Genomic DNA, 24,316 nt, shown 5'->3' with positions numbered 1-24,316 from the left:
GACCTATTTTGTCGCCGCCGTCGCGCTGTGCGCTATATCTTTTTCGACTCCACTGCGTTGCGTCGAAAAAGGATGCCGCTGCCATCGCTCACGCAGACTCAGTAGATCGACGGAGTTCTCGATTCGGAAATCTATCGCATACCACCTTCGCTGACCCACCCTAGCGCAAGCTAACCAAATCGCACCAATTTCTATTACAGACCCGAGCCCGAAGGGCGAACTGTACGAAGTAAAAATCTATCCTTTTCAAAAAATCTTCTCCCTCATTTCCTCGCATCCAGACACCCTTTCAGTATTTTGCCAGTTGTGAAAAACAAACCACTCCTTTCGACCAACAAATAAAAAATAACAATAAATAATAAAAAATAATTTACCGAATCACATACACCCAACCCGTACGCTCCTCACCCGTCTTTAACCTGATGTAATAATAATACGTCGCGTCGGGCAACCTATTGCCGTTAAAGTCCTGGCCGTACCATTGGTTGGAATAATCTTCCTGCTCGAACACCATACGCCCATATCGGCTGTAAATCTTGAATTGGAGCACCCCAAAACCCGTCAAGTCGAACGTGTCGTTGTTGCCGTCGTGGTTGGGCGAAACACCTGCGGGAATCGCGCATTGCGTATTTTCGACCACAACATCTTGCATGGTTGGGCATCCATCCACAGTGACCGTGACTGTATAGGTTCCTTGGGCCGCACCCGTAATCACAATGGGGTTCTCGCTGGCCGTAAAACTTTCGGGACCCGTCCATTCATACGTGGCCGCGCCAACGTCAAACGATCCCGGAACTGGAACCACAGATGCTTGAAACGCGTTGCCCACGCAAGCCGCCACCACCGTAAACTGCGGCGACGGATTCACATCTACCGTCACCGTAGCAGCCTCCGATTCGCAATTGCCCAGGCGCGCCACCACCGAATAAACTCCTGCATTCGCGGCGCTCGCGTTGGCTATCGTCGGGTTTTGCTCGACCGATGTAAAGCCGTTCGGGCCTGTCCATTGATAGGTCGCGCCCAAAACGGTACTGGCCGTCAGCGCGATTGTGTGGGCCGCGCAAACCGGCACATTCGCCCCCGCAACCGGCGTATCGGGAACGGGATTAAAGTGAAACGTCACTTCGGCCGAATCGCTCGCCCCGCAAAGTCCCGTCACGGTATACCTGAAACGATACGTTCCGTAAGGAATGTTCATCGGCAACCAACTGTGCCCTACCATCATGCCGCTGCCAGTAAGCTCTTCCCAAATCCCGCCGGGATGGAAAGCGCCGTCCAGGTGTTCGAACAAATCGACCGTTGTAGCAATCCCGCACAAATCGCTTGTGGTATCGTTGCCCGCAAACGGGGCGGTTCCCGCGGGTGGTATGGTGTAGGAAACGGTTTGGTCGGTACAAAAACCCGATTGCGTCGAATAGATGCGCACCACATAGGTCCCGGCGTGCAACGCAGCCGAAAACGGTGCAAACGACAAACTGCTCGTCGTGCTCAAAATCACGCCTGGGTTGGCCGCGTTCCACCATTGAAAATTCAGGAAGTCAAAGCCGTGCACAGCGAGCTGCCCGTTTTGCCCGTCGCACAAAATACTTTGTACAATCGAAGGCGGCGGGATCGATCCAAAATCAAACAATCGGTTGACGATGTTCTGACACACATCGCGCACCTGGAAATTGTAAATCCCCGGCGTAAGTCCCGTAAATACATTCGACGTGCCATTGTCTACATAAAAAGGCTGCCCGTCCTTGGTGGTGATGTAATACGAAAGCGGCGCGATCCCTTGCGCAACGATGGCCACCTGCCCCGGATTGGTCGCGCACGGCAACAGGTTCGCATCCAATATTTGTGGCCCGCCCGTAAACACGAATTCCTTGATCGGGATCACGCAGGGCACAAGGTCGTCCTGACCGTTGCCGTAGGTCTTGTGCAGTTTGACCACGCGAAACGTCCCGATCGAAGCGATATTGAGCGTCATCACCTGATTGATCAGCAACAGCGCCGTTTGCGGCTCGGGCTCGGCATCGGCAGTCGTTGCAACACCTGTGATCGGATGCATCCAAAGCCCCGTCGCCGGATCGTATTTTTGCAACCAATAGCTGTGCGGCGCATTAGGTTCGTTCGACGCATAATTCACATAAACATTGAACGAACCGCAATTGGCATCGACGTCTACCGTATTGTTGACCGTTGCATAGCCGGGCATTTGGATCGTTATCGTGCGCTGGCCACATTCGTCCTTGACAAACAAATTGTAGGTTCCTTGCGGCAGTCCGTTCATGTAAAACCGACCGTCTTCGGCAAAAATGAGGGCCGATGCGTCATAAGGCAACGCGTACGGGAAATCCGTCGGCGCGGCATTGAAGATGACTTGCGTGACGCGGCTGTTTTGCACCCCGATCCGCACCGAGGTCTGACCGTCGGCACACCCGCGCAAGTAGGAAATCAATACCGGCTGCGAACCCGACGGCGGAATGGTGATGTTGTACTGATAGGTTTGCCCACAAATGCTCGTGACCGAGAACGTATAGCTGCCCGAAGGCAACTGCTCCATCATGAAACTGCCGTTGTTGACATGGGCCGATGCATTGTAGGGAAGCGTTTGGGTAAACGCGGCAGGCGCGGCAGTGATGACCACTTGCGCGACGGGCGTCCCGTTTTGCCCAGGCATCGAAATCTGCCCAAAGCCACACGTTTGTGGGAGCATCGAATAACCAGGTTCTACCGGTTCGGTCACGGTGAAAGAAGCCTGTGCACTACGGCTGCAAGCATCGGTGAGCGCGACGGTATAGCTCCCCTGCGGAAGCTCGTTGACGTCGTTCGACTGGTATACGATGGGTACCGTCGCATAAGGCCCGGGGTATGCGGCACTAAAAAGACTTGGGTTAAAACCGGGCGGCGCCGACACGAAATTCAATGTCACCGGCGGCACGAACTGGCAAGCTTCTATGCTAAAATTGCGCGGACAAATCGTTGGGTTCGAATTCATCGACGCCGTCAACCGCTCGTTGACCGGATTGCCTATGCTGGTGGTTACATAGCCGCAATGGTCGGTGATGACGGCATCGATGGTATACGATTGGTTGTGGTAAAACGGCAACGCCATCGTAAATTCCTGCTCCTGAAAATTCCCGGCAGGCACGGTTTGCGAAAGCACAATGGCAGGTCCCGAAGGTGGGTGCACCGTATACTGGATGGTCACCGGATAGCTGATGGTGCCCAATACGGCCGTGAGCGTATGCGCCAACGTGATCGTATTGCAGTCCACCAGCTGGCATTGCGCGGGCTTGAGTTGGTCGAGCGCAAAGGTATGCGGTGGATTGACGAGCGTAAAGGTTTGCACGACCGCATCGCCGCACGCATCGTGTACGCGTACGACGTATTCGCCGGGCAATAAATTCGTAAACACATGCGAGGTTTGTTCGGGTACAATTACGGGCCCCGAAATAATCTCGTAACCCACGGCCGTCCCTTGGTTGACGCCTACCGTAATCGTGCCTACATTGCACACGCTGTTACCCGACAAATAATAGGTCAGCGGGACAACCAACGGATGGATGACGATGTCTTGCTGTTGCGCATTGGTTTGCCCGTCAAGTGTTTGCGTGGCGATCACCCGGTAATTTCCGGCGGCCAATCCGTCGACCAAAAGCGCCTGTGTGGTCGTGACGGGCGTTGTCGTGTTGGGCAGCAAATATACCGCGAACACCATATTGGCGCCCGGTGTCGTATTGGTGACGGTAAAATTGATGGTCCCGTTGCCGGTACAGGTCTCGTCGGTTTTGGTGAGCGAGAGGGTAAAGTTGGCGAGTTGGGCTTGGGCCATGTTGCTACAAATCAAACAGAAAAAAACGACTAAGAATGTCCTGTGCAAAAATAATTTCATGGATACCTCTAAATTCGATGTAAGAAAATATACCTTAAAAACAATCCAGTTATTTTTTACCCTACCTAGAAACAAAAAAGCAGGACCGAGTCCTGCTTAATTCCTTGAATAAAAATACATTAAGTTATTTACCCTGCGCGAGCGCCGTAATACGCTTGATGTCCTGCTCCTTGCTTTTTGGATAAATGAGCAACACATCTTCTTTGTCTACAATGATAAAATCGTCGAGACCATCTACGATGATCAGCTTCTTGGCATCGCTGCGGATGATGTTGTTGTGCGCGTTCTCGAGGATCACCTTGGCGTTGACCACGGCGTTGTTTTTTTCGTCCTTGTCGAGTTTTTCGTGTAGCGAACCCCAGGTCCCGAGGTCGTTCCAATCGAAGGTCGCGGGCAGCACGTATACGTTATCGGCCTTTTCCATGACGGCATAGTCGATAGAGATATTTTCGGCCAACGCATAGTTGTCGTTGATGAACCGCACCTCATCGGGTGTGTTGTAAACCGGAAGCCCTTCCTGGAACATCGCGTTCATCTGCGGCTGGAATTGCTCGAAAGCACCGGTGATGGCGCGCGCGCTCCAAATGAAAATCCCGCCGTTCCACAAGAAATTACCGCTCTCCAAAAACGACTTGGCCGTTTCATAATCGGGCTTTTCGCGGAATTGATTGACCTTTTTGATGCGGTTGACATCGGCCTTGTCGAACTCGATGTAGCCAAAACCCGTATTCGGGAATGTCGGCTGGATGCCCAGCGTCATCAGCGCGTTCTCTTTCGAACAAAAATCAAAACACGCCTGCAGGTTTTCGGTAAACGCGGCTTCGTCTTCGATCCAATGGTCGCTTGGCGCAACCACCATCACCGCATCGGGGTTCTCCTTTTGGATCTTGAGCGATGCATACAAAATGCACGGCGCGGTATTGCGCATGGCCGGTTCGAGCAGTACGTTTTGCGGCTTGACCATCGGCAGCTGATCCAGCACGATCTGGTTGTATTTTTCGTTGGTCAGGATCAGGATATTTTCGGCCGGGATCAATTGCGAAAGCCGGCTGAACGTTTTTTGGATAAGCGTTTGTCCCGCGCCCAACATGTCGTGGAACTGCTTCGGGAATTCGGTCGTACTCACGGGCCAAAACCTAGAGCCGACACCGCCTGCCATCAGAATGGCGTAATAATTCTTATTCATCGTGTCGTAAAATTTGGTACCAATTCCACTTCGGCATTGGGGTTGAACAGGTACATTTTCCCGGAGCTGATCTCGACGCATTCGTACCGTTTGGTGCGCAACGCGCCTTTCTGGAACAGCCGCCCGTTGTGTATCCTGAACACGGCGCCGTAGGGGATTTCAAAGATATAATTTTTATCGGTTGGTTGGTCGTACTGTTTGAGCGCGAGCGACAACGTGGCGTCGGTATCGCTGCTGGCCGACGGGTTCTTGAAATGCCGCGCCAAGAGCGGCAACAACTGCGGCGGAAAAATCTCGGGCCTGATGAACGGCACCATAAGCCGTTGGAACGTATACTTCCACTCGTTGCCGTGCGGCTTGATGTCGCGCCCGAATTTCTCAAAAGCCACCAGGTGCGCAATTTCGTGCACAAGCGTCATCAAAAAACGATACTTGTTCAAACTGCCGTTCACCGTGATCTCGTGCTTGCCGCTGTGCGCCTTGCGGTAGTCGCCATGTCGCGTGACGCGCTGGTTGACCACCTTGAGGTGCACCTCGTTGGCGACGATCAATTCAAAGACCGGCTTGACGGCGTGTTCGGGCAAATATTTGGCGAGTGTTTCGTTCAAACGATAAGATTTTAAGGCGTGGTCGACGAAACCGGGAGCAGCTTACCGTTAAAGAAACGCTGTCCGTTGAGCGCAAAATCGGCAATGAAACGCGCCATGTCGGCGGGTTGGATGGGCGCCTGGTACCCCGGGAATGCTTCGGCCAGCATATCGGTTTGTACCGACCCGAGCGCCAATGCATTGAAGGCGATGCCTTGTTCGCGGTATTCTTCGGCCAACAGTTCCATGAGCGTAATGACCGCGCCCTTGCTCGACGAATAAGCCGAAAGCCCCGCGAACTTCATGCTGCCTTGTACCCCGCCTATGGACGAAATCGCCACCACATGGCTGCCGTTTTTCAAATACGGCAAACAAGCCTGCGTGAGTGCGGCCACGGCAAAAACGTTCACCCGGTAAATGCGTTGGAAATCCTCGGCCGTGGTTTGCGCAAAAGGCTTGAGCACGAGCGCGCCCGCGTTGTGGACAATCGCATCGACGTGTTGCCACGACTTCAGGAATTGTTCAACCAATGAAAAATCGGGGGCCGACAAATCGACCGACAAACACGTGACGTTGGCGTGTTGCAACAAACGCGAAGGTGTTTGACGAGAAAGCGCGAGGATCTGGTGGCCCGCGTCGGCGAGTTGAACCGCCAATTCAAGTCCGATGCCGCGGCTCGTACCGGTAATGATGATGTTTTTCATGCACAGGGTTTGGTTGGTAAAAATAACCATAAAAAAACAAACTGACGAACGCCGACGCCGCGTAATTTGCTTGCCGTTTGGGTAGTCATTCCCCAAATCGGGGTTGATTTCCACACAATTCCACAGCGCAATCCATCGTCTTCAAAGTCTTGAAAAAATCGGGAATCCCGCGCTGACGCTACGATTCCAGTACCAGCAACAACGCCCAAATGATTTTGGCACCATTCTTTCAATTACCCTTACATCAACGCACAAAATCTTTATGTTATGAGAAAGCTATTTTTAGTACCAGCCCTCGTCCTCGGATTTACGATTGCAGCCAACGCGCAGGAAGTGACGACGGCCAAAGCCAAGACCACAGAAAAAACGGTCGCCAAAGACCAAAAAGAATACAAAGAGATCGACCCGGTTTCTGTCAACAACGACGCCTTGAAAACGGTGCTCACCAAGTACAAAGGCCATTCGATCCAGGAAGCGTTCCGCGCTGAAGACGGCGACTACAAACTCGTCTTGAGCAAGGACAAAAAGAACAAGACCGTGTACATAGCCAAAACCGGTAAAATTATCAAAGAAGCATAGTTAAGTTAAATTGGGTAATGGAGATTCATTCTTCAGAAAGAGGAGGCAATAGCCTCCTTTTTTGTTTTATATTAACACTTTCATCGGCCGAAAAAGTTAATTTTGTGTCTGGCCAATCGTACAAAAATGAGTTCAAAAATCCTCGTAATCGACGACGACACATCGTTCTGCATCATGCTCAAGACCTTTTTGCAGAAAAAGGGTTATGCCGTGACCAATGCGTTCAATGCAGCCGAAGCCGAGGAATTGATCAAGACCGAAACCTTCGATGTGGTGCTTACCGACATCCGTTTGCCCGACAGCGACGGCATCGAAATCCTCAAACAAATCAAGCAAACCCATTTCCAGACGCAGGTAATCCTGATGACAGGCTACACCGACATCAAAACGGCCGTGCACGCAATGAAGATCGGCGCGTTCGATTATGTGGGCAAACCCATCAACCCCGACGAAATCCTGCACACCATCGAACAATCGCTGCGCAAAAAATCCGAAAAACCATCCGACGCTTCGACCCCATCGGCCACCAAAAAAACCGCCATGGTTTCGGGCGACGCATTCGTCAAGGGCATCAGCAGCCATTCCGATCAACTGCACGAGTACATTTCTTTGGTCGCGCCCACCAACATGTCGGTGCTGATCATCGGCGACAGCGGTACGGGCAAGGAATACATCGCGCATTCGATCCACAAGCAAAGCAAGCGCAAAGACAAACCGTTTGTGGCGGTCGACTGCGGCGCAATCCCGAAAGAGCTGGCCTCGAGCGAATTCTTTGGGCATTTGAAAGGATCGTTTACGGGGGCCATCGGCGACAAGACCGGGCATTTCGAGGCGGCCAACGGCGGGACCATTTTTCTGGACGAAGTGGGCAACCTGTCGTATGAGGTGCAAATCCAATTGCTGCGCGCGTTGCAGGAACGCAAGGTCAAACCCGTTGGGTCGAACCACGAAATCAAGGTCGACATCCGTGTGATCGCCGCCACGAACGAAGATTTGTCCGAAGCGGTCAAACGGGGCGATTTTCGCGAAGACCTGTACCACCGGCTCAACGAATTCTCGATTGCCGTGCCAAGGCTTTCGGAGCGCAAGCACGACATCATGATTTTCGCCAACCACTTTTTGGCCCAGGCCAACGAAGACCTCGAAAAAAACATTTCGGGTTTTAGCAAGGAAGTCACCGATTTGTTCCTCACCTACGACTGGCCCGGCAATTTGCGCGAGATGAAAAATACCGTCAAACGTTCGGTGCTGCTTACCAAGTCGAACGTCGTGGCATCCGATGCGTTGCCACCCGACATGCTCCAGACGCCCGCACCCACCAACGAATTTCTCTACGGTAAAGGCAACGAAGAAGACGCGATCAAACGCGCGTTGGAGAAGGCCAACTACAACAAAAGCAAGGCGGCCAAGTTGCTCGACATCGACCGCAAGACGCTGTACAACAAACTCAAGCTGTACAACATCGATTTGTAGTTACTGGACGGCCAGTTTTAATTTTACCGATAAATCTTCGATACGATGCGTGATATCCCGCACGTAGTCCACCTGTTGGTTGTGTTCCCAATTTGGCGTCTTTTCTTCGAGCGGCAGCAACAAATCGGCGATCGAATGGACCTCCATTTGACGCAGCATCGGGATCATCTTGTGCGCGAGTTCGGCCATTCTCGTGGTATCGTTCTCGTGCGCCGCGGCCTGTAAAAGTGTAGTGTTTTCCTTTGCGCTTTCGATGAAATTCGTCACGATGAGCCGTAGCGCGTGCGGATCGTTTTGCGTAAATTGGTTCAAACTGTCCAGGCTGAACAACTTCTCGTGGCCTGTCGGTTGTTTGGTGCGTACCGATACCGAGGGCCGTTCGTTGCGGAAAATCGCCTTGATCTGCAATAGCAATTCCTCGAGTTGCAAGGGTTTCGGATGGAATGTCGTAAAACCGTGCGCCAAAAAATCTTCGGGATTCAAATCGCGTTTGCCCGAGAGCGCGATGACCGGGATGGCCGCCACGTTTGGATTGTTGTTGTTGCGGATGATGCGCACGAGTTCGAATCCGTCGAGTTGCGGCATCTGGATGTCCGACAACACCAAATCGAACGGTTCCGATTCGAGCATCGCTCTTACTTTCGACGCATCGCTTACGGTGTGGATGTGCGCCGGATAATGGGCAAATATTTCGCGCATCAGCGAGAGTTGCGTAGGATCGTCGTCGACAATCAGGATTTTTTTGCCGTCGAGGAAGTCGGTATCGGCCGGGGCCATCGGCGTGTGCGATACCTTGAAATCGGAACGGATCGCGGGCACCGAAATCGTAAAAATCGACCCCTGCCCTTCTTCGCTCTCGAGCGCAATGTCGCCGTCGAGCAGTTCGAGCATGCGTTTGGCGATGGTAAGCCCGAGTCCCGTGCCGCCAAACTTTTGTTCGATCCCCGCATGGGCCTGCGTAAACTCCTTGAACACGGCTTGCTGTTCTCCCTTGGCGATGCCGATGCCGGTATCGATGACCGATACGACTACGCGCCCGCGCTCAAGTTTGCCCACGACTTCGACCGATCCCTGCTGCGTGAACTTGATGGCATTCGAGACCAAATTGGTCAAGATTTGTTTGAGTCGGTACGGGTCGGAAATAAAGTTGGCGTTGAGCTCATCGTCTGCATCGCATCGCAACTCGATGTTTTTGGTCAGCGCGTTTTGCTCGAGCGGCTGGCAGATGTTTTCGATCAGATCCTTGAAATTGAACGCCACTTTCTCGATCGCTATCTTGTTGTTCTCGAGCTTCGAAAAATCGAGCAGGTCGTTGACGAGCTTCAGGATGTAGTGCGACGAATGTTTGATGCTGTCCAGGTACTGCAACTGCTTGGGGTTGATGTCGGTTTTCTTGAGCAAATCGGCAAAACCGATCACGCTGCCCAGCGGCGTCTGCAAATCGTGCGTGACCGTTGCGAGCAACATCGTTTTGCTTCGGAGCAAATCTTCTTTTTCGTCGTTGAGTTCCTCGAGTTGTTGTCGGTATTGCTGAGCACGCGTCAAATCGCGCAAAATAATGGCGGCAAAAACAATCAGCAACAAAAAAGTAACAGCACCGATCCACGCGATCACCTTGATGGTGTTGTTGATCGCGGCTTTCGAATCGTTGATTTTCGCATACGACTTTTGCAAAATTTCCTTTTCCAAAGACGAAAGCACCATACGCAACCGGTCGGAAATGATGCGGTTCTCGTCCTGCAATTTCTGCTCCTTGCGGAACAGTTGGTACTTCATTTTGTTGTCGCGGATGATGACCTGCGTGAGCATTTTCTCGATGGCCGACGTGAGTTGTTCGTTCGATACGGGCAGCTTGCTCAACGAATCCATCTGGCGTTTGGTGAGCACCGAGGTCAGGAACTGCCGCATTTGCGTGTTGTTCTTGAACGCAATGGGTTGCACGCGTCGGTTGAGCGAATCCTTGACCTTGGTGATTTGCCCGACGGCGCGGTCGAACGTGTTCTGCTCGTCGTATTGTTTGCGGAATTGCCTGATTTCGTTGATGCTTTGGCGTTTGCGCGCCAGCAACGTTTGGATTGTATCGAGTTTGCCGAGCTGCGCCGGATCGCTTTGCGTTTTGATGGCCTCGATTTGCGCATCGACGCTGTCGAGCATTTGGTTGTATTGTTTGAAATCCTTGGCCGATCCGGTCAGGATCGAGTTGCGCCCGACGGTTTCGGACGCATACAAATCGGCAATCGCGGCAGAGATGCGGATGATTTTTTGGTTTTCGGCCGTGATGTCTTTTTCGGGAATCGCGATCCGTAAGATTTCGGAATAGACAAACCAGACCGAAACCGCAGCGATGACGAAGAGTAAGAGATAGCCGATGATGACTTTGCCTTTGGTGGCTTTGGGTTGTCGCATGGTTTAAAGATATTCCTTTTTTCTTTTTCTTTTGCCTTGATGCAAAAGAAACAAAAAATCAAGGCGCACAAATCCCAGGCTCAAAAACTACCTCGGTTTTCGTTCCGAACCGCTAACCGTTCGTGGTTTTGCTGATCGCAAACCACTCAGCTCTACGCAGTTTTGCCACTCGAACCCTCCTTGTTTTTTACGCTTTTTTTTGATGGCCGCTGGCGCTCATGGAAGTGTCTATTTTATTTTTGGCTTGCCCGCGGCGCCAAAAATCCTCGCGAAGAAAATTTGCAGTGAATTGAAAGTTCATTCTTCGCTTTGTGCGTTCGTCCAACGCGCTGGGAAGTTTGCTGTCGTGAGAGCGAATTTCTCCGCGGGGGACGTTCTACGGACATTCCAAGCGAAATGATTCGTTCAATTTTGGACGAACGTTCCTCGTAAGACCGCGCGAAGGATGGCAGTGAAAATCCTTTTGTTTGTAGCGCAGCGGAAAACAAAAGATTGAAACGGACAGCCTGACCCTTGGGGCGCGCCCAAAAAAAATCCCGACTGCGAACAACCGGGATTTGGATTTTGGTCCCGAAACCTCGGGTTGGAATTTGGGATTTGGATTTTGGAATTTTACTCACTAAGGATGCTCCTCGAAATCACAATCTTCTGGATCTCTGAAGTACCTTCATAGATCTGCGTGATCTTCGCATCGCGCATCATGCGTTCGACGTGGTACTCGGCCACATAGCCATTACCACCGTGGATTTGCACGGCTTCGATGGTCGTGTCCATCGCCACCTGCGACGCATACAGCTTGGCCATGGCCCCCGATTGCGAGATGTCCTGGCCCATGTCTTTTTCGAAAGCGGCCTTCATGCACAACATCTTGGCGGCCGTGATTTGCGTAGCCATATCGGCGAGTTTGAACGCGATGGCCTGGTGCTTCGAGATTTCCTTGCCAAACGCTTTTCGTTCCTTTGAATATTTGAGCGCCAGTTCATAGGCCCCTGTTGCGATCCCGAGCGCTTGCGAAGCGATCCCGATACGGCCACCGTTCAAGACGCCCATCGCGAAATTGAATCCAAAACCTTCGGCCCCGATGCGGTTTTCCTTGGGTACTTTCACATCGGTAAACATAAGCGAATGGGTGTCGCTTCCGCGGATGCCCATCTTCTTTTCCTTCGGCCCGATGTCAAAGCCCGGCCAGCCTTTCTCGACAATAAAAGCGTTGATGCCTTTGTGGCCTTTCTCGATGTCGGTTTGTGCGATGACGATATAGGTCGATGCGGTCGCGCCATTGGTGATCCAGTTCTTGGTACCGTTCAAAAGATAGTGGTCGCCTTTGTCGATGGCGGTGGTCTTTTGCGACGTCGCGTCCGATCCTGCTTCGGGTTCCGACAAACAGAACGCACCGATTACTTCGCCCTTGGCCAGCGGCACAAGGTATTTTTGTTTTTGTTCTTCGGTACAGTATTTTTCGAGCCCCGCGCAAACGAGCGAGTTGTTGACCGACATGACGACGGCTGCCGATGCGTCGACCTTGGCGATTTCGGTCATCGCCAACACATAGGAAATACTGTCGAGTCCCGATCCGCCGTATTTTGGATCTACCATCATCCCCAAAAAGCCCAATTCGGCCATCATCTTGATCTGCTCGGTCGGAAATTTCGAATGTTCGTCGCGTTCGATCACGCCCGGCAACAATTCGGCCTGCGCAAAATCGCGTGCGGCCTGTTGTATCATCAAATGCTCTTCGGTAAGGTTAAAATCCATGTCTATTTTTGTTTGAAATGTGGGCAAATATAATTTTTTAATTGCGAAGTTCTGAATTTTGATGCGTAATTTTGGCCGATGGCGCAAGAAAACTATAACGTTATCGGAGTGATGTCGGGCACGTCGCTCGACGGCGTCGATTTGGCGCATTTGCATTTTAGCGTTTCGGATGGCAAATGGACTTTCGAAATCGTTGAATGTGAAACGGTTGCTTATCCCGATGACTGGGTTTCGCGACTGCAATCGGCCGTCGATTTTGACGAAAAAGCGTTGCAAAAACTCAACGCCGACTATACCCAATTACTGGCAGATGTCATCGCCGGATTCATCTCGAAACACCGCATCGAAAACCTTAACGCCGTGTGTTCGCATGGCCATACGATTTTGCACCAACCACACAATGGCTTCACGTTGCAGATTGGGAATTTGCCCGAAATCGCGACGTTGACCCACCAAAAAGTCGTGTGTGATTTTCGGGTGCAGGATGTGCGTTTGGGCGGACAAGGGGCGCCGCTGGTGCCTATTGGCGACCGTATCTTGTTTGCCGATTTCGACTATTGCCTGAACCTGGGCGGGTTTTCGAACGTGTCGTTTGAAGACAATGGCCGACGGATTGCGTTCGATATTTCGGCCGTGAATACGGTCTTGAACTTTTACGCCAACCAACTCGGGCTGCCCTACGACAACCAGGGTAAGATCGCGCGATCGGGTACGTCCGACGCCGATTTGTTGCTGGCGCTGAATGTGCTCGATTTCTACCAAAAACCGTTTCCCAAATCGCTTGGCTTCGAATACGTCAAACAAACGATCTTGCCGCTCATGGAAAGACATCCCTTGGCCACCGAAGACAAAATGCGCACGTTTACCGAACACATCGCCTATCAAATCGCGCAGGCGTTACCCAAAAAATCTGGAAAGTTGTTGGTTACGGGCGGCGGCGCATACAACGATTTTCTGGTTCAAAAAATCCAATCGCATTTGCCGCAGATGCAAATCGTGGTGCCCGAAAAGAAAATCCTTGAGTTCAAGGAAGCGCTCATTTTTGGATTGCTCGGCGTGCTCAAACTGCGCAATGAAACCAATGTACTGGCCAGTGTCACGGGCGCCGCACACGACCATAGTTCGGGCGTTATTTTTAACTAACAATCGTTCACCATACCACATCCAAACCTTATCTTTGTAGCATTAATCCACAACTATAATGAAAGCACTACTCCAACAATTCGAAAATAAAGAACCCGAAATCGTCTTCCATTGGAAGGACGCCGAAACCGAAGCCGAAGGCTGGACGGTGATCAACTCGCTGCGCGGTGGTGCGGCGGGCGGCGGAACACGCATGCGCAAAGGGCTCGACATGAACGAAGTGTTGAGTTTGGCCAAGACGATGGAAGTCAAATTTTCGGTTTCAGGACCGGCCATCGGCGGCGCAAAATCAGGCATCAATTTCGACCCGAACGACCCGCGCAAGGAAGGCGTCTTGAAACGTTGGTACAAAGCCGTATCGCCACTTTTGAAAAGTTACTACGGAACCGGCGGCGATTTGAATGTCGACGAAATCCACGAAGTCATCCCGATGACCGAGGAGTGTGGCGTTTGGCATCCGCAGGAAGGTGTGTTCAACGGACACTTCCGCCCGACCGACGCCGACAAGATCAACCGCATCGGACAGTTGCGCCAGGGCGTAGTAAAAGTGATCGAAAACCCATTCTTCTCGCCCGATGTTTCGCGCAAATATACCGTGGCCGACATGATTACGGGCTATGGCGTGGCCGAAGCGGTGCGTCATTACTACGACATTTACGGCGGATCGGTCAAGGGCAAAAAAGCAATCGTACAGGGATTCGGCAACGTCGGATCGGCGGCCGCGTTCTATTTGGCCGAAATGGGCGTGAAAATCGTCGGCATCATCGACCGAAGCGGAGGCCTCATCAGCGAACGCGGATTCACGTTCGAGCAAATCCGTTCGTTGTTCCTCAACAAAAACGGCAACCAGCTCGTGGCGCACAACATGATGTCGTTCGAAGAAATCAACGAAAAAATCTGGACCTTGGGCGCCGAGATCTTTACACCATGCGCCGCGTCAAGACTTGTTACGCAAAACCAGGCCGATGCGATGATCGCCTCGGGACTCGAAGTCATTTCGTGCGGCGCGAACGTCCCATTTGCCGACAAGGAGATCTTCTTTGGACCGATCATGGAACACATCGACCGCAAAGTGAGCCTGGTTCCCGACTTTATTTCGAACTGTGGCATGGCGCGCGTATTTGCCTATTTCATGGAAAAACGCGTCCAGATGACCGACGAGGCGATTTTTGCCGACACTTCGGAAACCATCCGACGCGCGATCGAAAAAGCACATGCGAAAAATCCGTCGAAAACCAACATCAGCGCGACCGCGTTCGAGATTGCGCTCCAACAATTGGTGTAAACAATTTATTTTGCTTATTTTCGTTGTAGGAAATAGGTTTAAACATTGAAAACCATGACTTTCACCCGAATCGAAAATCGAAAACAATCGCTTACGGCCACCACGGCCATTTTCCTGATCCTGTTTTTGCTGTTGTACTTTTTTAAGTACGCCAATACCGTGACGCTCGACATGCTTGAAGGCGGCGGCGGGGGCGGCGATGTGGCCGTCAATTTTGGCGACTCCGATTTGGGCATGGGCGACAACTACCCGTCTTTGGAACCCGTCAAATCGGCACCCAAGCAACCCAAGGTGGTGCAGGCCGCCGAACAGGAAATCGTGGTCAGCGAAGCCGACGATGCGCCGGTCATCGCCAATGTCAAGAAACCTACCGAAAAACCCAAGAAAGAAGAAGAAACCAAGCCTGTAGAGAAAGCCGTCCCGAAACCGTCGAAATCGACCTCGGACGCGCTGGCCAATTTGCTCAACGGCTCGGACAAGGGCGGCGACGGCACCGACAAAGTGGCCGGCAACAAGGGCAAGGCCTACGGCGACCCGAATGCACGCGGCTATGACGGCGGCGGCGGATCGGGTACCGGAAGCGGCGGCGGGAATGGCTCTGGACAAGGGCTCGGAACAGGCAGCGGCTATGGCAACGGAAACGGCGGCGGACGCGGTAACGGTACGGGCAACTACCAATTGGCAGGGCGCAAATTCTTATCGACGCCAAATCCACAATACACCTGCAATGAAGAAGGCACCGTCGTGGTACAGATCACCGTAGACCGCACCGGAAAAGTCATCAACGCCCAAGCCGGTGTGCGCGGTACGACCAACGCGGCCAAATGTTTGCTCGACCAGGCCAAGATCGCCGCACTCAACACCAAGATCAACCCGAGCGACGATGCGCCCGAGAAGCAGGTGGGTAAAATCACTTACAACTTTAAGTTGACCGGCAACTGATTCCCATGACCTATCGCGAAACGCTCGACTGGATGTTTGTGCAACTACCGATGTACCAGCAACAGGGTGCGTCTGCCTACCGGAAAGATTTGACCAATACATTATTGTTGTGTGACCATTTGGGCCATCCCGAACGCAACCTCCAATGCATCCATGTGGCGGGCACCAACGGCAAGGGATCGACTTCGCACATGCTGGCGTCGGTACTGCAAGAGGCCGGCTACAAAGTTGGGTTGTACACCTCGCCGCATTTGAAGGATTTCAGGGAGCGGATCAAAATCAACGGTACAGAAATCGGCGAAGATTCGGTGGTGCGGTTCATCGACCAACACAAATCGTTTTTTGAAGCCCATGCGCTGAGTTTTTTTGAAATGACCGTGGGGCTTGCGTTTGACTATTTCGTCCAACAAAAAGTAGATATCGCCATTGTCGAGGTAGGTATGGGTGGCCGATTGGATTCGACCAATGTGATCACGCCGCTGGTTTCGGTGATTACCAACATCGGTCTCGACCACATGGCGTTCCTGGGCAACACGCTCGAATCGATCGCCGTCGAAAAGGCCGGCATCATCAAGCCGGGTGTTCCGGTCGTGGTGGGCGAATACCTGCCGCAAACCAAACCGGTGTTTGCGCAAAAAGCCGCCGAATGTCATTCGTCTTTGTTTTTTGCATCGGATTTGGTGACCGAAGACCATCCGTCGGATTTACTCGGAAACTACCAGTTCCACAACAAAAAGACCGTCGCACAAACCGTACGCGTATTGCGCGAACTCGGCTGGACAATTTCAGAGGAACAATTCAAGGACGGATTGTTGAACGTCGTAAAGAATACAGGACTTTTGGGCCGGTGGCAACAACTCCAAAACAAGCCGACCGTCATTGCCGATACCGCACACAACAAAGACGGGCTTGCCTTGACGATCGCGCAAATAGCATCTGTCGACTACGATCGGCTGCATGTTGTTTTGGGCGTGGTCAACGACAAGGATTTGGCCGAGATACTCCCGCTGTTTCCAAAAAATGCGCACTACTACTTTTGCAAACCAAATTTGCCGCGTGGGCTCGATGCGCAGGTTTTGGCCGAACATGGCGCAACGTTCGGGTTGCGAGGTTCGGTATTTGACTCTGTTCGTGTGGCTTACGAAAACGCATTGCAACAAGCCGCGCCCAACGACTTTGTTTACGTGGGTGGCAGCACTTTTGTAGTTGCAGAAATTTTGTAAAAAAAACGATATTTGTTTGCAGAAACCAAAAACTGCCTTATATTTGCACTCGCAATAAGCAACAAGGGCGATTAGCTCAGCTGGTTCAGAGCACCTCGTTTACACCGAGGGGGTCGGGGGTTCGAACCCCTCATCGCCCACAAGTTTAAAAACAAATGGTTTCAAAAGCCGATAAATCTTAGGATTTATCGGCTTTTTGCTTTTAGGCATACTTCAAATTATTCATTCAATCTTATTTCTTAGGAGATAAAATCGAGACCCGACCAGATCAGAAAATTAGGGTCTCGCTAAAATCGCTTAAGCCTTGCAAACACTGGTGCCGTTGAACCCGTTCACTCACCTGTCTAAAATTTGTACATCTTGTTTGCAATTACTCAGAACAATAAATTGATTAGTAATTAAAAAGGTTACCGCCATGAAAACAAAAATCACTTTGCATTTCTATGCAAAAAAAACCAAAGCCAATGTTGCCGGACTTCTTCCAATTTATATCCGGCTAACTGTCAATGGTGAACGTCTCGAATTCAGTTCCAAAAAGTTTATTGAAAAATCAAAATGGTCTGATGAACTGTCGAAAATGAAAGGCAGTTCAGAAGAAGCCCGTTCAATTAATAACTATCTCGATTCTGTAAAATCACAGGTAATAGATATTCAAATGACTCTTACCCATAAAAGAGAGGCTTTAAATATCGAAAACTTCCGGAAGCGCCTATTCGATGAAACCGATTCTCAACGAATGCTTTTACCAATTTACAGAGACCACAATAACCGAATTGAAAGTCTTTTAGGAAATGGCTATGCACCTGGAACGTTAGAGCGCTTTAAAATATCATTGAAACATGTTGAAGAGTTTCTAATTTGGAAATTTAATATTAAGGATATCGCTATCGATAAAATTGACTTTGCACTGATCACCGATTTCGAATTTTATTTAAGATGCGAAAAAAACTGCAGTAATAATACTGCAGTTAAATACGTCCGCAATTTCAGGAAAATAATAAAAATCTGTATCAGCAATGATTGGCTTGAAAAAGACCCATTTGTTAAGTATAACGGCAAGATGAAAGAAGTTGAAACAGAATTTCTAACAGAAGAAGAAATCCAAAGCATTTACTCAAAAAAGTTCCGCACTCCTAGACTAGAATTAGTACGCGACATTTTTATCTTTTGCTGTTTTACAGGCTTGGCTTACGTTGACGTGAAAGGATTACGGAACGACCATATCGGGATTGGCATCGATGGCCAAAAATGGATATTTAAAAACAGGCAAAAAACAGATACCAAATCTAAAATACCTTTGCTTCCTATTCCCGAAGAATTAATTAAAAAATATGCTTCACATCCTAAATGTCTGAATGAAGATAGGGTTTTACCGGTTCTCAGCAATCAAAAGATGAACGGCTATTTAAAGGAGATTGGTGACTTATGCGAAATATCAAAAGAAATCACATTCCATATGGCCAGACATACATTCGCAACTTCCGTGACTTTGACTAATGGCGTTCCTATAGAAAGTGTTAGTAAAATGCTTGGGCATAAAAATATCCAAACTACTCAACATTATGCGAGAGTACTTGATAAGAAGGTTAGCGAGGATATGCAAAATCTTCGTGCAAAATTTTCCAATAAGCTCACATTACGAAAAGCAAACGGTTAATGCTCATACATTCTAAGATTTCCAAAACAACAGATTGGCTCAGGAAATCGTAAGTAGGGCCATCAAAGATTATAAGGCAAAATATAAATAGTAATCATCATCTTTTAAATTCAAGTAAACTACATAAAAACATACTAAAGTTCTTGACAAAGGTTAGTGAAAACATGTAGATTTAGGAACCCAAATTTTAATATCCAAATGTTAAGATACATAATATTCAATTGATTCCATTTTGCCTGATAATTGTCTAATTTTGTATTTTAAATTTGTCCACCAAAACACACCTTAACAATGAATCGAGACCTAAAAAAACTATTTCCCTCATTTTCAAATGCCCTTGTTGAAGAGATCGATGCAAATGCCATTGATCGGGCTTTTGTCGCTGGTGACGTTATTATGCGCACAGGTCAGTATATCAAGAATACGGTTTTAGTCTTAAGCGGTAGTATAAAAATTTATCGGGAAGATGATGACGGTGGGGAATTTTTCATGTACTACCTGCAACCCGGGCAGGCCTGCGCCATTTCAATGATATGTGCCACCAAAAGCGAGACCAGCCAGATTATGGCCAAAGTGGTGGAAGATGCCGAATTGGTTATGGTTCCGTTGCCTTTGATGGATAAATGGATGATGCAACACCGCTCTTGGTACGAATTTGTGATTGATACGTACCGCAGCCGTTTTGAGGAAGTTCTCGAAGTGGTGAACAGCATTGCCTTTCGTGCCATGGACGAGCGGCTTGAATTTTATTTAAAGCGGCATCAGGAAGCTTGTGGTTGTATGGACTTAAAACTATCACACCAGGAAATTGCTACAGAATTAAATACCTCAAGAGAAGTAATTTCCCGCCTGCTCAAAAAACTGGAACAGCGTGGCGCACTAAAATTACACCGAAACCACATCGAACTCCTGAAATAAAACACCTATGTGATAAATGTTACAAATTGTAAATTTTATACTGCTAATATTTGCAGCAAAAAATTTACAATTATGGAATACATAGGCTATTTAGCATCCATACTTATTGGTATCACCTTAGGGCTGATTGGCGGCGGAGGAAGCATACTGACCATTCCAATATTGGTTTACCTGTTTAACATCAATCCAAAATTAGCCACCACTTATTCACTTTTTATAGTAGGGTTTACTGCCGCTATCGGAGCAGTCAGGCATTACCGCATGGGCAACATTATGCTGAAACCTGCGCTCCTTTTTGCTGTACCGTCATTGGCAACGCTGATTTTTGTGCGTAAGTCCATTTTACCATTACTTCCCGAAACCATTTTCAGCTCTGGCGGCTTTACGTTTACAAAAGGAGCATTAATCATGGCCTTGTTTGCAGTATTGATGGTTGCCGCCTCTTACTCGATGATCAGCAAAGGTACTGATCATCCAATAAAGACTCAAACCAGTACGGTCAAGACAATGCTTATCGGTGCTTTGGTAGGCATTGTTACCGGATTTTTGGGTGCAGGTGGCGGATTTCTTATCATACCTGCCTTGCTGTTTTTCAACGGAATGAGTATGAAACAGGCTGTCGGCACTTCATTACTGATTATAGCATTCAACTCCCTATTCGGATTTTTGGGCGACGTGGTAAACGGCATAGCCATAAACTATGCATTCTTGCTTACAATAGCCATTTTTGCAACTGTCGGTATTTTCATAGGCACATTGCTCTCAAAAAAAATCGATGGCGCTAAATTAAAACCGGCCTTTGGATGGTTCGTGCTTGTAATGGGAATCTATATCATAACCAAAGAATTATTTTTTCCCAAATAAGATTGTTATGTGATAAAAGTCACAACACTACAAATCATTAAGTACTACTATTGAACTCATTAAGCTTTAAAACGTAATAAAAATGACAAATCATCATCAAATACTTATTATTGGCGGAGGAAATGCAGGCTTATCTGTAGCCTCGCAATTACTTCATAAAAGAAGTACTTTAAAAATTGCGATAGTCGATCCGGCCGAAAAGCATTACTATCAACCGGCATGGACACTCGTCGGGGCCGGAATTTTTGACATCAACAAAACCGTCCGCAACGAAAAGGATTTTATTCCCAAAAACACCATTTGGATAAAAGAGGCCGTTGCCGAATTTGAACCATCGTCCAACAAAGTGAAGTGCGTTTCCGGTACTGAAATCACCTACGATTATATGATTGTATGCCCTGGAATTCAACTCGATTGGAACAAAATTAAAGGGCTGAAAGAAGCATTAGGAAAAAATAATGTAAGCAGCAATTACGATTTTAAATCGGCTCCTTACACCTGGGAGATGATTAAAAACTTTAAAGGCGGTACGGCTGTATTCACCAATCCATCTACACCGATAAAATGTGGTGGTGCGCCACACAAAATAATGTACCTGGCTGTTGATTATTGGCGTAAAAAAGGAATTCTTGAGAAATGTGACATTCACTATGTTTCCGGAGCAACCGTTATTTTTGGTGTTCCGGAATATAAAGTAACGTTGGAGAAAGTACTGCTAAAAGGAAATATTAAAGTGCATTACAGTGCCAATACCATTGCGATTGATGGAAACGCCAAAACCATCGAATTCGAGACAAAAAACACTGAATTTGTAAAGCAAAGTCTTTCAAAATCCGCTGCCGGATGTTATAGTATTGCAGAAGGCAACGATGCAGATTCGGTCAGCCGGGTAACTATGAATTTTGATTTATGCCATGCTGTTCCGCCTCAGTCAGCTCCCGATTTCATCAAAAACAGTCCGTTGCGTGATCAGGCTAATGCCCTTGGCTATGTTGAAATCGACAAAAACACCATGCAGCATTCAAGATTTCCCAATGTTTTTGCATTGGGCGATTGCACCAATGCCCCTTGTAGTAAAACCGGAGCGGCCATCCGCAAACAAGCCCCCGTTGTCGTTGCAAACTTATTGGCTGTCATGGATAAAAAACCATTGAGCGCTCAATATGACGGCTACAGTGCCTGCCCTATCCCTACCGAATATGGAAAATTAATGTTGGCTGAATTCGATTACACGAACAAACCAAAAATGACGTTTCCTTTTGACCAGGCAAAACCGCGTTGGACCATGTGGATACTGAAAACTAAAATACTTCCTTGGCTGTATTGGAATAAAATCCTAAAAGGAACTGCCTGATTGAATACCCTGATTTTTAGTTGTTGGTCCCTTTCGGATAGTTCCGAAGGGGATTTTTTTTGGATTAAATTCGTTAAGTAACTTATATCACATACCAACAAGCAGATCAGAAATATCTTTGCTCAAAAAAAAAGATTATGCTTTTACGTCTCAAACAATTGCTTACCTCCAAATGCCCAAGATGCCACAAAGGAAATTTGTTCCTAAACCAATGGTACAACATTACAAGCGGCAACAAAATGGTTGACAAATGTTCCGTTTGCGGCCAACGGACAGAACTGGAACCAGGCTTTTATCACGGCACAGGCTATGTCAGCTACATACTCACCGTTGGTATTTCGATCATTACATTTACAACCTATGTGCTCGTGACCGGTTATGGTTTCAAAAACAAGGAACTCTTGTGGTGGTTTCCGTTCAATGTCTTACTTTTGGTACTCATGCAGCCTTGGCTGATACGATTTTCAAGGGTAGTATGGCTAACGTACTTTTACAAGGATGATGACCAATACCACCAAACGCATTCCTAAAGCAAATGAGTATGGATGTAGAAATTCTTGCCCGGATCCAGTTTGCATTTACCATCGCTTTCCATTATATCTATCCGCCATTAAGCATTGGCATCGGATTGATTATGGTTATCATGGAAAGCATGTATCTAAAAACCCGAAAAAAAGAATACGAGATCCTGACCCGGTTCTGGATCAAGATATTTGCGCTGACCTTTGGCATCGGAGTGGCAACGGGCATCATTATGGAATTCGAATTCGGCACCAATTGGGCAGTATACTCAAGATATGTGGGCGATATTTTTGGCAGTGCACTAGCTGCCGAAGGTTTGTTTGCTTTCGGTTTGGAAAGCGCTTTTTTAGGTGTGCTCCTTTTTGGATGGCATCGCGTAAAACCTTGGGTCCACTTAGTTTCAACAATTGGTGTGTTCTTAGGTTCCCTGTTTTCTGCGGTTTGGATCGTAGTGGCCAATTCCTGGCAACAAACTCCTGCGGGTTACCATATCGTTGGGGAAGGACTAAACGCTCGTGCCGAAGTTACCGATTTCTGGGCAATGGTGTTCAATCCGTCCAGTATGGATCGATTGGTGCATACTTGGCAGGGTTCCTTTTTGGCAGGGGCTTTTTTGGTTTTGAGTGTTCACGCCTACTATTTACGAAAAGGACGTTATACCGAGATCTCTAAAAAAGCGTTCAAGATTGCTTTGGTTGTAGCTACCGTTTTTTCGCTATCACAATTAGTGTCCGGACACAGTTCTGCCGATGGTGTTGCGGTAAACCAGCCTGCAAAACTGGCAGCAATGGAAGGTCATTTTGAAAAGTCAGCTCCTGCCGATCTATATCTTTTTGGTTGGGTGGATAAAGAAAAACAAGAAGTTACCGGATTAAAAATTCCGGGAGGTTTGTCTTTTTTAGTCCATCAGGATTTTAAAGCGCCAATTACAGGTTTGAATAGTTTTCCCGAAGCAGACAGGCCAAGCCAAATCAATGCTGTTTTCCAATTTTACCACATTATGATTGTTATTGGAATGCTATTAATTGGTTTAACACTTTATGCAAGTTTCCTATGGTGGAGAAACCGATTATTTGAAACTAAGTGGCTTTTATGGATATTCTCATTTTCTGTGATCCTGCCTCAAATAGCCAATCAAGTGGGATGGTATGCAGCTGAAATGGGCAGGCAACCCTGGGTTGTTTACGGGCATTTACGCACAGGCGATGCTTTCTCACAGGAAGTATCTTCACATCAAATAGTGTTTTCGTTAATTATGTTCACCGTCGTCTATTCACTTTTATTGGCCTTGTTTCTTTATATGGTCAATAAAAAAATCAAACACGGACCGTATGATGAGAGCAAAGAATCCGTTAATTTTCAATTCTTACAATAAATATAATTATGGAATATTTTTTAGGAATTGATTATCCGACGTTGTGGTATTTGGTAATCGGGCTTTTGTTTTCGGGCTATGCGATTCTTGAAGGTTTTGACTTTGGTGCAGGAGCGTGGCATTTGTTCTTTCAAAAAGATTTAAGCCGCCGAATTGCCATAAACGCCATTGCCCCAGTTTGGGATGCCAATCAGGTATGGTTGGTTATTGGCGGCGGTGCTTTATTTGCGGGATTTCCGGTGATGTATGCGACGATGCTCTCGGCAATGGGACAATTCAATAACTTAATGCAACAAGTCTAATCCTTAGATTTGCTGCCTTATGGACAAAAAAAGAACACGCCTCAAACTCGAAGAAAGAGTCATCATACAAACTTTACTTGCCGAAAAAAGATCGATTTCATACATCGCCGATAGGCTCGAAAGGAACAGATCGTCGATCCATCGGGAGGTCAAAAAATGGG

At 48.5% G+C, this 24,316-nt stretch carries 19 protein-coding genes, 1 tRNA gene and 1 pseudogene; 15 read left to right on the top strand and 6 right to left on the bottom strand.

Annotated elements, in window-relative coordinates; translation table 11 throughout:
- Nucleotides 1-370 precede the first annotated feature (370 nt).
- The 4 genes from BLP55_RS05645 to BLP55_RS05630 form a co-directional block, all read right to left on the bottom strand.
- Nucleotides 371-3,820, bottom strand: a complete 3,450-nt coding sequence (locus tag BLP55_RS05645) for a T9SS type B sorting domain-containing protein (protein ID WP_170826799.1) — start codon at nt 3,818-3,820, stop codon at nt 371-373.
- A gap of 184 nt (nt 3,821-4,004) precedes the next feature.
- Entirely contained in the window at nt 4,005-5,066 is a 1,062-nt protein-coding gene (locus tag BLP55_RS05640; protein WP_091141367.1) for a mannose-1-phosphate guanylyltransferase, read from the bottom strand.
- Nucleotides 5,063-5,674, bottom strand: a complete 612-nt coding sequence (locus BLP55_RS05635) for a SprT-like domain-containing protein (RefSeq protein ID WP_091141366.1) — start codon at nt 5,672-5,674, stop codon at nt 5,063-5,065. The genes BLP55_RS05640 and BLP55_RS05635 overlap by 4 nt, the downstream gene beginning before the upstream one ends.
- 11 nt (nt 5,675-5,685) lie before the next feature.
- Entirely contained in the window at nt 5,686-6,357 is a 672-nt protein-coding gene (locus BLP55_RS05630) for an SDR family NAD(P)-dependent oxidoreductase (protein WP_091141594.1), read from the bottom strand.
- Nucleotides 6,358-6,624: 267 nt separating this feature from the next.
- Between BLP55_RS05630 and BLP55_RS05625 the strand changes: the two genes are divergently transcribed.
- Both BLP55_RS05625 and BLP55_RS05620 read left to right on the top strand, forming a co-directional pair.
- The gene (locus tag BLP55_RS05625) at nt 6,625-6,936 is read left to right on the top strand and encodes a hypothetical protein (RefSeq protein WP_091141365.1); all 312 of its coding nucleotides are present in this window, start codon (nt 6,625-6,627) and stop codon (nt 6,934-6,936) included.
- A gap of 126 nt (nt 6,937-7,062) precedes the next feature.
- Nucleotides 7,063-8,409 (top strand): sigma-54-dependent transcriptional regulator, encoded by a 1,347-nt coding sequence (locus tag BLP55_RS05620; protein WP_091141364.1) that lies wholly within the window; start codon nt 7,063-7,065, stop codon nt 8,407-8,409.
- Here BLP55_RS05620 and BLP55_RS05615 read toward each other — a convergent pair whose 3' ends face one another.
- Together BLP55_RS05615 and BLP55_RS05605 are read right to left on the bottom strand one after the other, a co-directional pair.
- Nucleotides 8,410-10,815: an ATP-binding protein gene (locus BLP55_RS05615; protein ID WP_091141363.1), complete on the bottom strand. Its 2,406-nt coding sequence runs from the start codon at nt 10,813-10,815 to the stop codon at nt 8,410-8,412.
- 612 nt (nt 10,816-11,427) lie between these two features.
- Entirely contained in the window at nt 11,428-12,570 is a 1,143-nt protein-coding gene (locus BLP55_RS05605; RefSeq protein ID WP_091141361.1) for an acyl-CoA dehydrogenase, read from the bottom strand.
- A 78-nt stretch (nt 12,571-12,648) separates the two neighbouring features.
- Here BLP55_RS05605 and BLP55_RS05600 point away from each other — a divergent pair, with 78 nt between their 5' ends.
- The 13 genes and pseudogenes from BLP55_RS05600 to BLP55_RS17430 all read left to right on the top strand — a co-directional run.
- Nucleotides 12,649-13,713: an anhydro-N-acetylmuramic acid kinase gene (locus tag BLP55_RS05600; RefSeq protein ID WP_091141360.1), complete on the top strand. Its 1,065-nt coding sequence runs from the start codon at nt 12,649-12,651 to the stop codon at nt 13,711-13,713.
- Between the two features lie 58 nt (nt 13,714-13,771).
- Entirely contained in the window at nt 13,772-14,998 is a 1,227-nt protein-coding gene (locus BLP55_RS05595; RefSeq protein ID WP_091141359.1) for a Glu/Leu/Phe/Val dehydrogenase dimerization domain-containing protein, read from the top strand.
- 54 nt (nt 14,999-15,052) lie between these two features.
- Complete coding sequence (locus tag BLP55_RS05590; protein WP_091141593.1) at nt 15,053-15,940, top strand: energy transducer TonB family protein; 888 nt, start codon at nt 15,053-15,055, stop codon at nt 15,938-15,940.
- 5 nt (nt 15,941-15,945) lie between these two features.
- Nucleotides 15,946-17,163 (top strand): bifunctional folylpolyglutamate synthase/dihydrofolate synthase, encoded by a 1,218-nt coding sequence (locus BLP55_RS05585; protein WP_091141358.1) that lies wholly within the window; start codon nt 15,946-15,948, stop codon nt 17,161-17,163.
- A gap of 65 nt (nt 17,164-17,228) precedes the next feature.
- Nucleotides 17,229-17,303 (top strand) — tRNA-Val (locus BLP55_RS05580).
- 275 nt (nt 17,304-17,578) lie between these two features.
- On the top strand, nt 17,579-18,820 hold the full coding sequence (locus tag BLP55_RS05575; protein ID WP_091141357.1) for a site-specific integrase: 1,242 nt from the start codon (nt 17,579-17,581) through the stop codon (nt 18,818-18,820).
- Between the two features lie 291 nt (nt 18,821-19,111).
- Nucleotides 19,112-19,738, top strand: a complete 627-nt coding sequence (locus tag BLP55_RS05570) for a Crp/Fnr family transcriptional regulator (protein ID WP_091141356.1) — start codon at nt 19,112-19,114, stop codon at nt 19,736-19,738.
- Nucleotides 19,739-19,810: 72 nt separating this feature from the next.
- Nucleotides 19,811-20,602: a sulfite exporter TauE/SafE family protein gene (locus BLP55_RS05565; RefSeq protein WP_091141355.1), complete on the top strand. Its 792-nt coding sequence runs from the start codon at nt 19,811-19,813 to the stop codon at nt 20,600-20,602.
- Between the two features lie 82 nt (nt 20,603-20,684).
- Nucleotides 20,685-21,956, top strand: a complete 1,272-nt coding sequence (locus BLP55_RS05560) for an NAD(P)/FAD-dependent oxidoreductase (protein ID WP_091141354.1) — start codon at nt 20,685-20,687, stop codon at nt 21,954-21,956.
- 137 nt (nt 21,957-22,093) lie between these two features.
- The gene (locus tag BLP55_RS05555) at nt 22,094-22,486 is read left to right on the top strand and encodes a DUF983 domain-containing protein (RefSeq protein WP_139149614.1); all 393 of its coding nucleotides are present in this window, start codon (nt 22,094-22,096) and stop codon (nt 22,484-22,486) included.
- 11 nt (nt 22,487-22,497) lie between these two features.
- A complete protein-coding gene (locus tag BLP55_RS05550) occupies nt 22,498-23,853 on the top strand; it encodes a cytochrome ubiquinol oxidase subunit I (RefSeq protein ID WP_091141352.1) in 1,356 nt (451 codons plus the stop codon).
- A gap of 8 nt (nt 23,854-23,861) precedes the next feature.
- Nucleotides 23,862-24,122 (top strand): annotated as a pseudogene (locus tag BLP55_RS05545) (cytochrome d ubiquinol oxidase subunit II); the annotation flags it as partial.
- 52 nt (nt 24,123-24,174) lie between these two features.
- Nucleotides 24,175-24,316: helix-turn-helix domain-containing protein (locus tag BLP55_RS17430; protein WP_139149613.1), on the top strand; the 142-nt coding region annotated here is incomplete at its 3' end.

It is taken from the genome of Flavobacterium caeni, assembly GCF_900101895.1.
In the GTDB taxonomy this organism is placed as follows: Bacteria; Bacteroidota; Bacteroidia; order Flavobacteriales; family Flavobacteriaceae; genus Flavobacterium; species Flavobacterium caeni.
The sequence above is the reverse complement of the archived record's forward strand: the minus strand, read 5'-3'. Positions and strand labels throughout refer to the sequence as shown.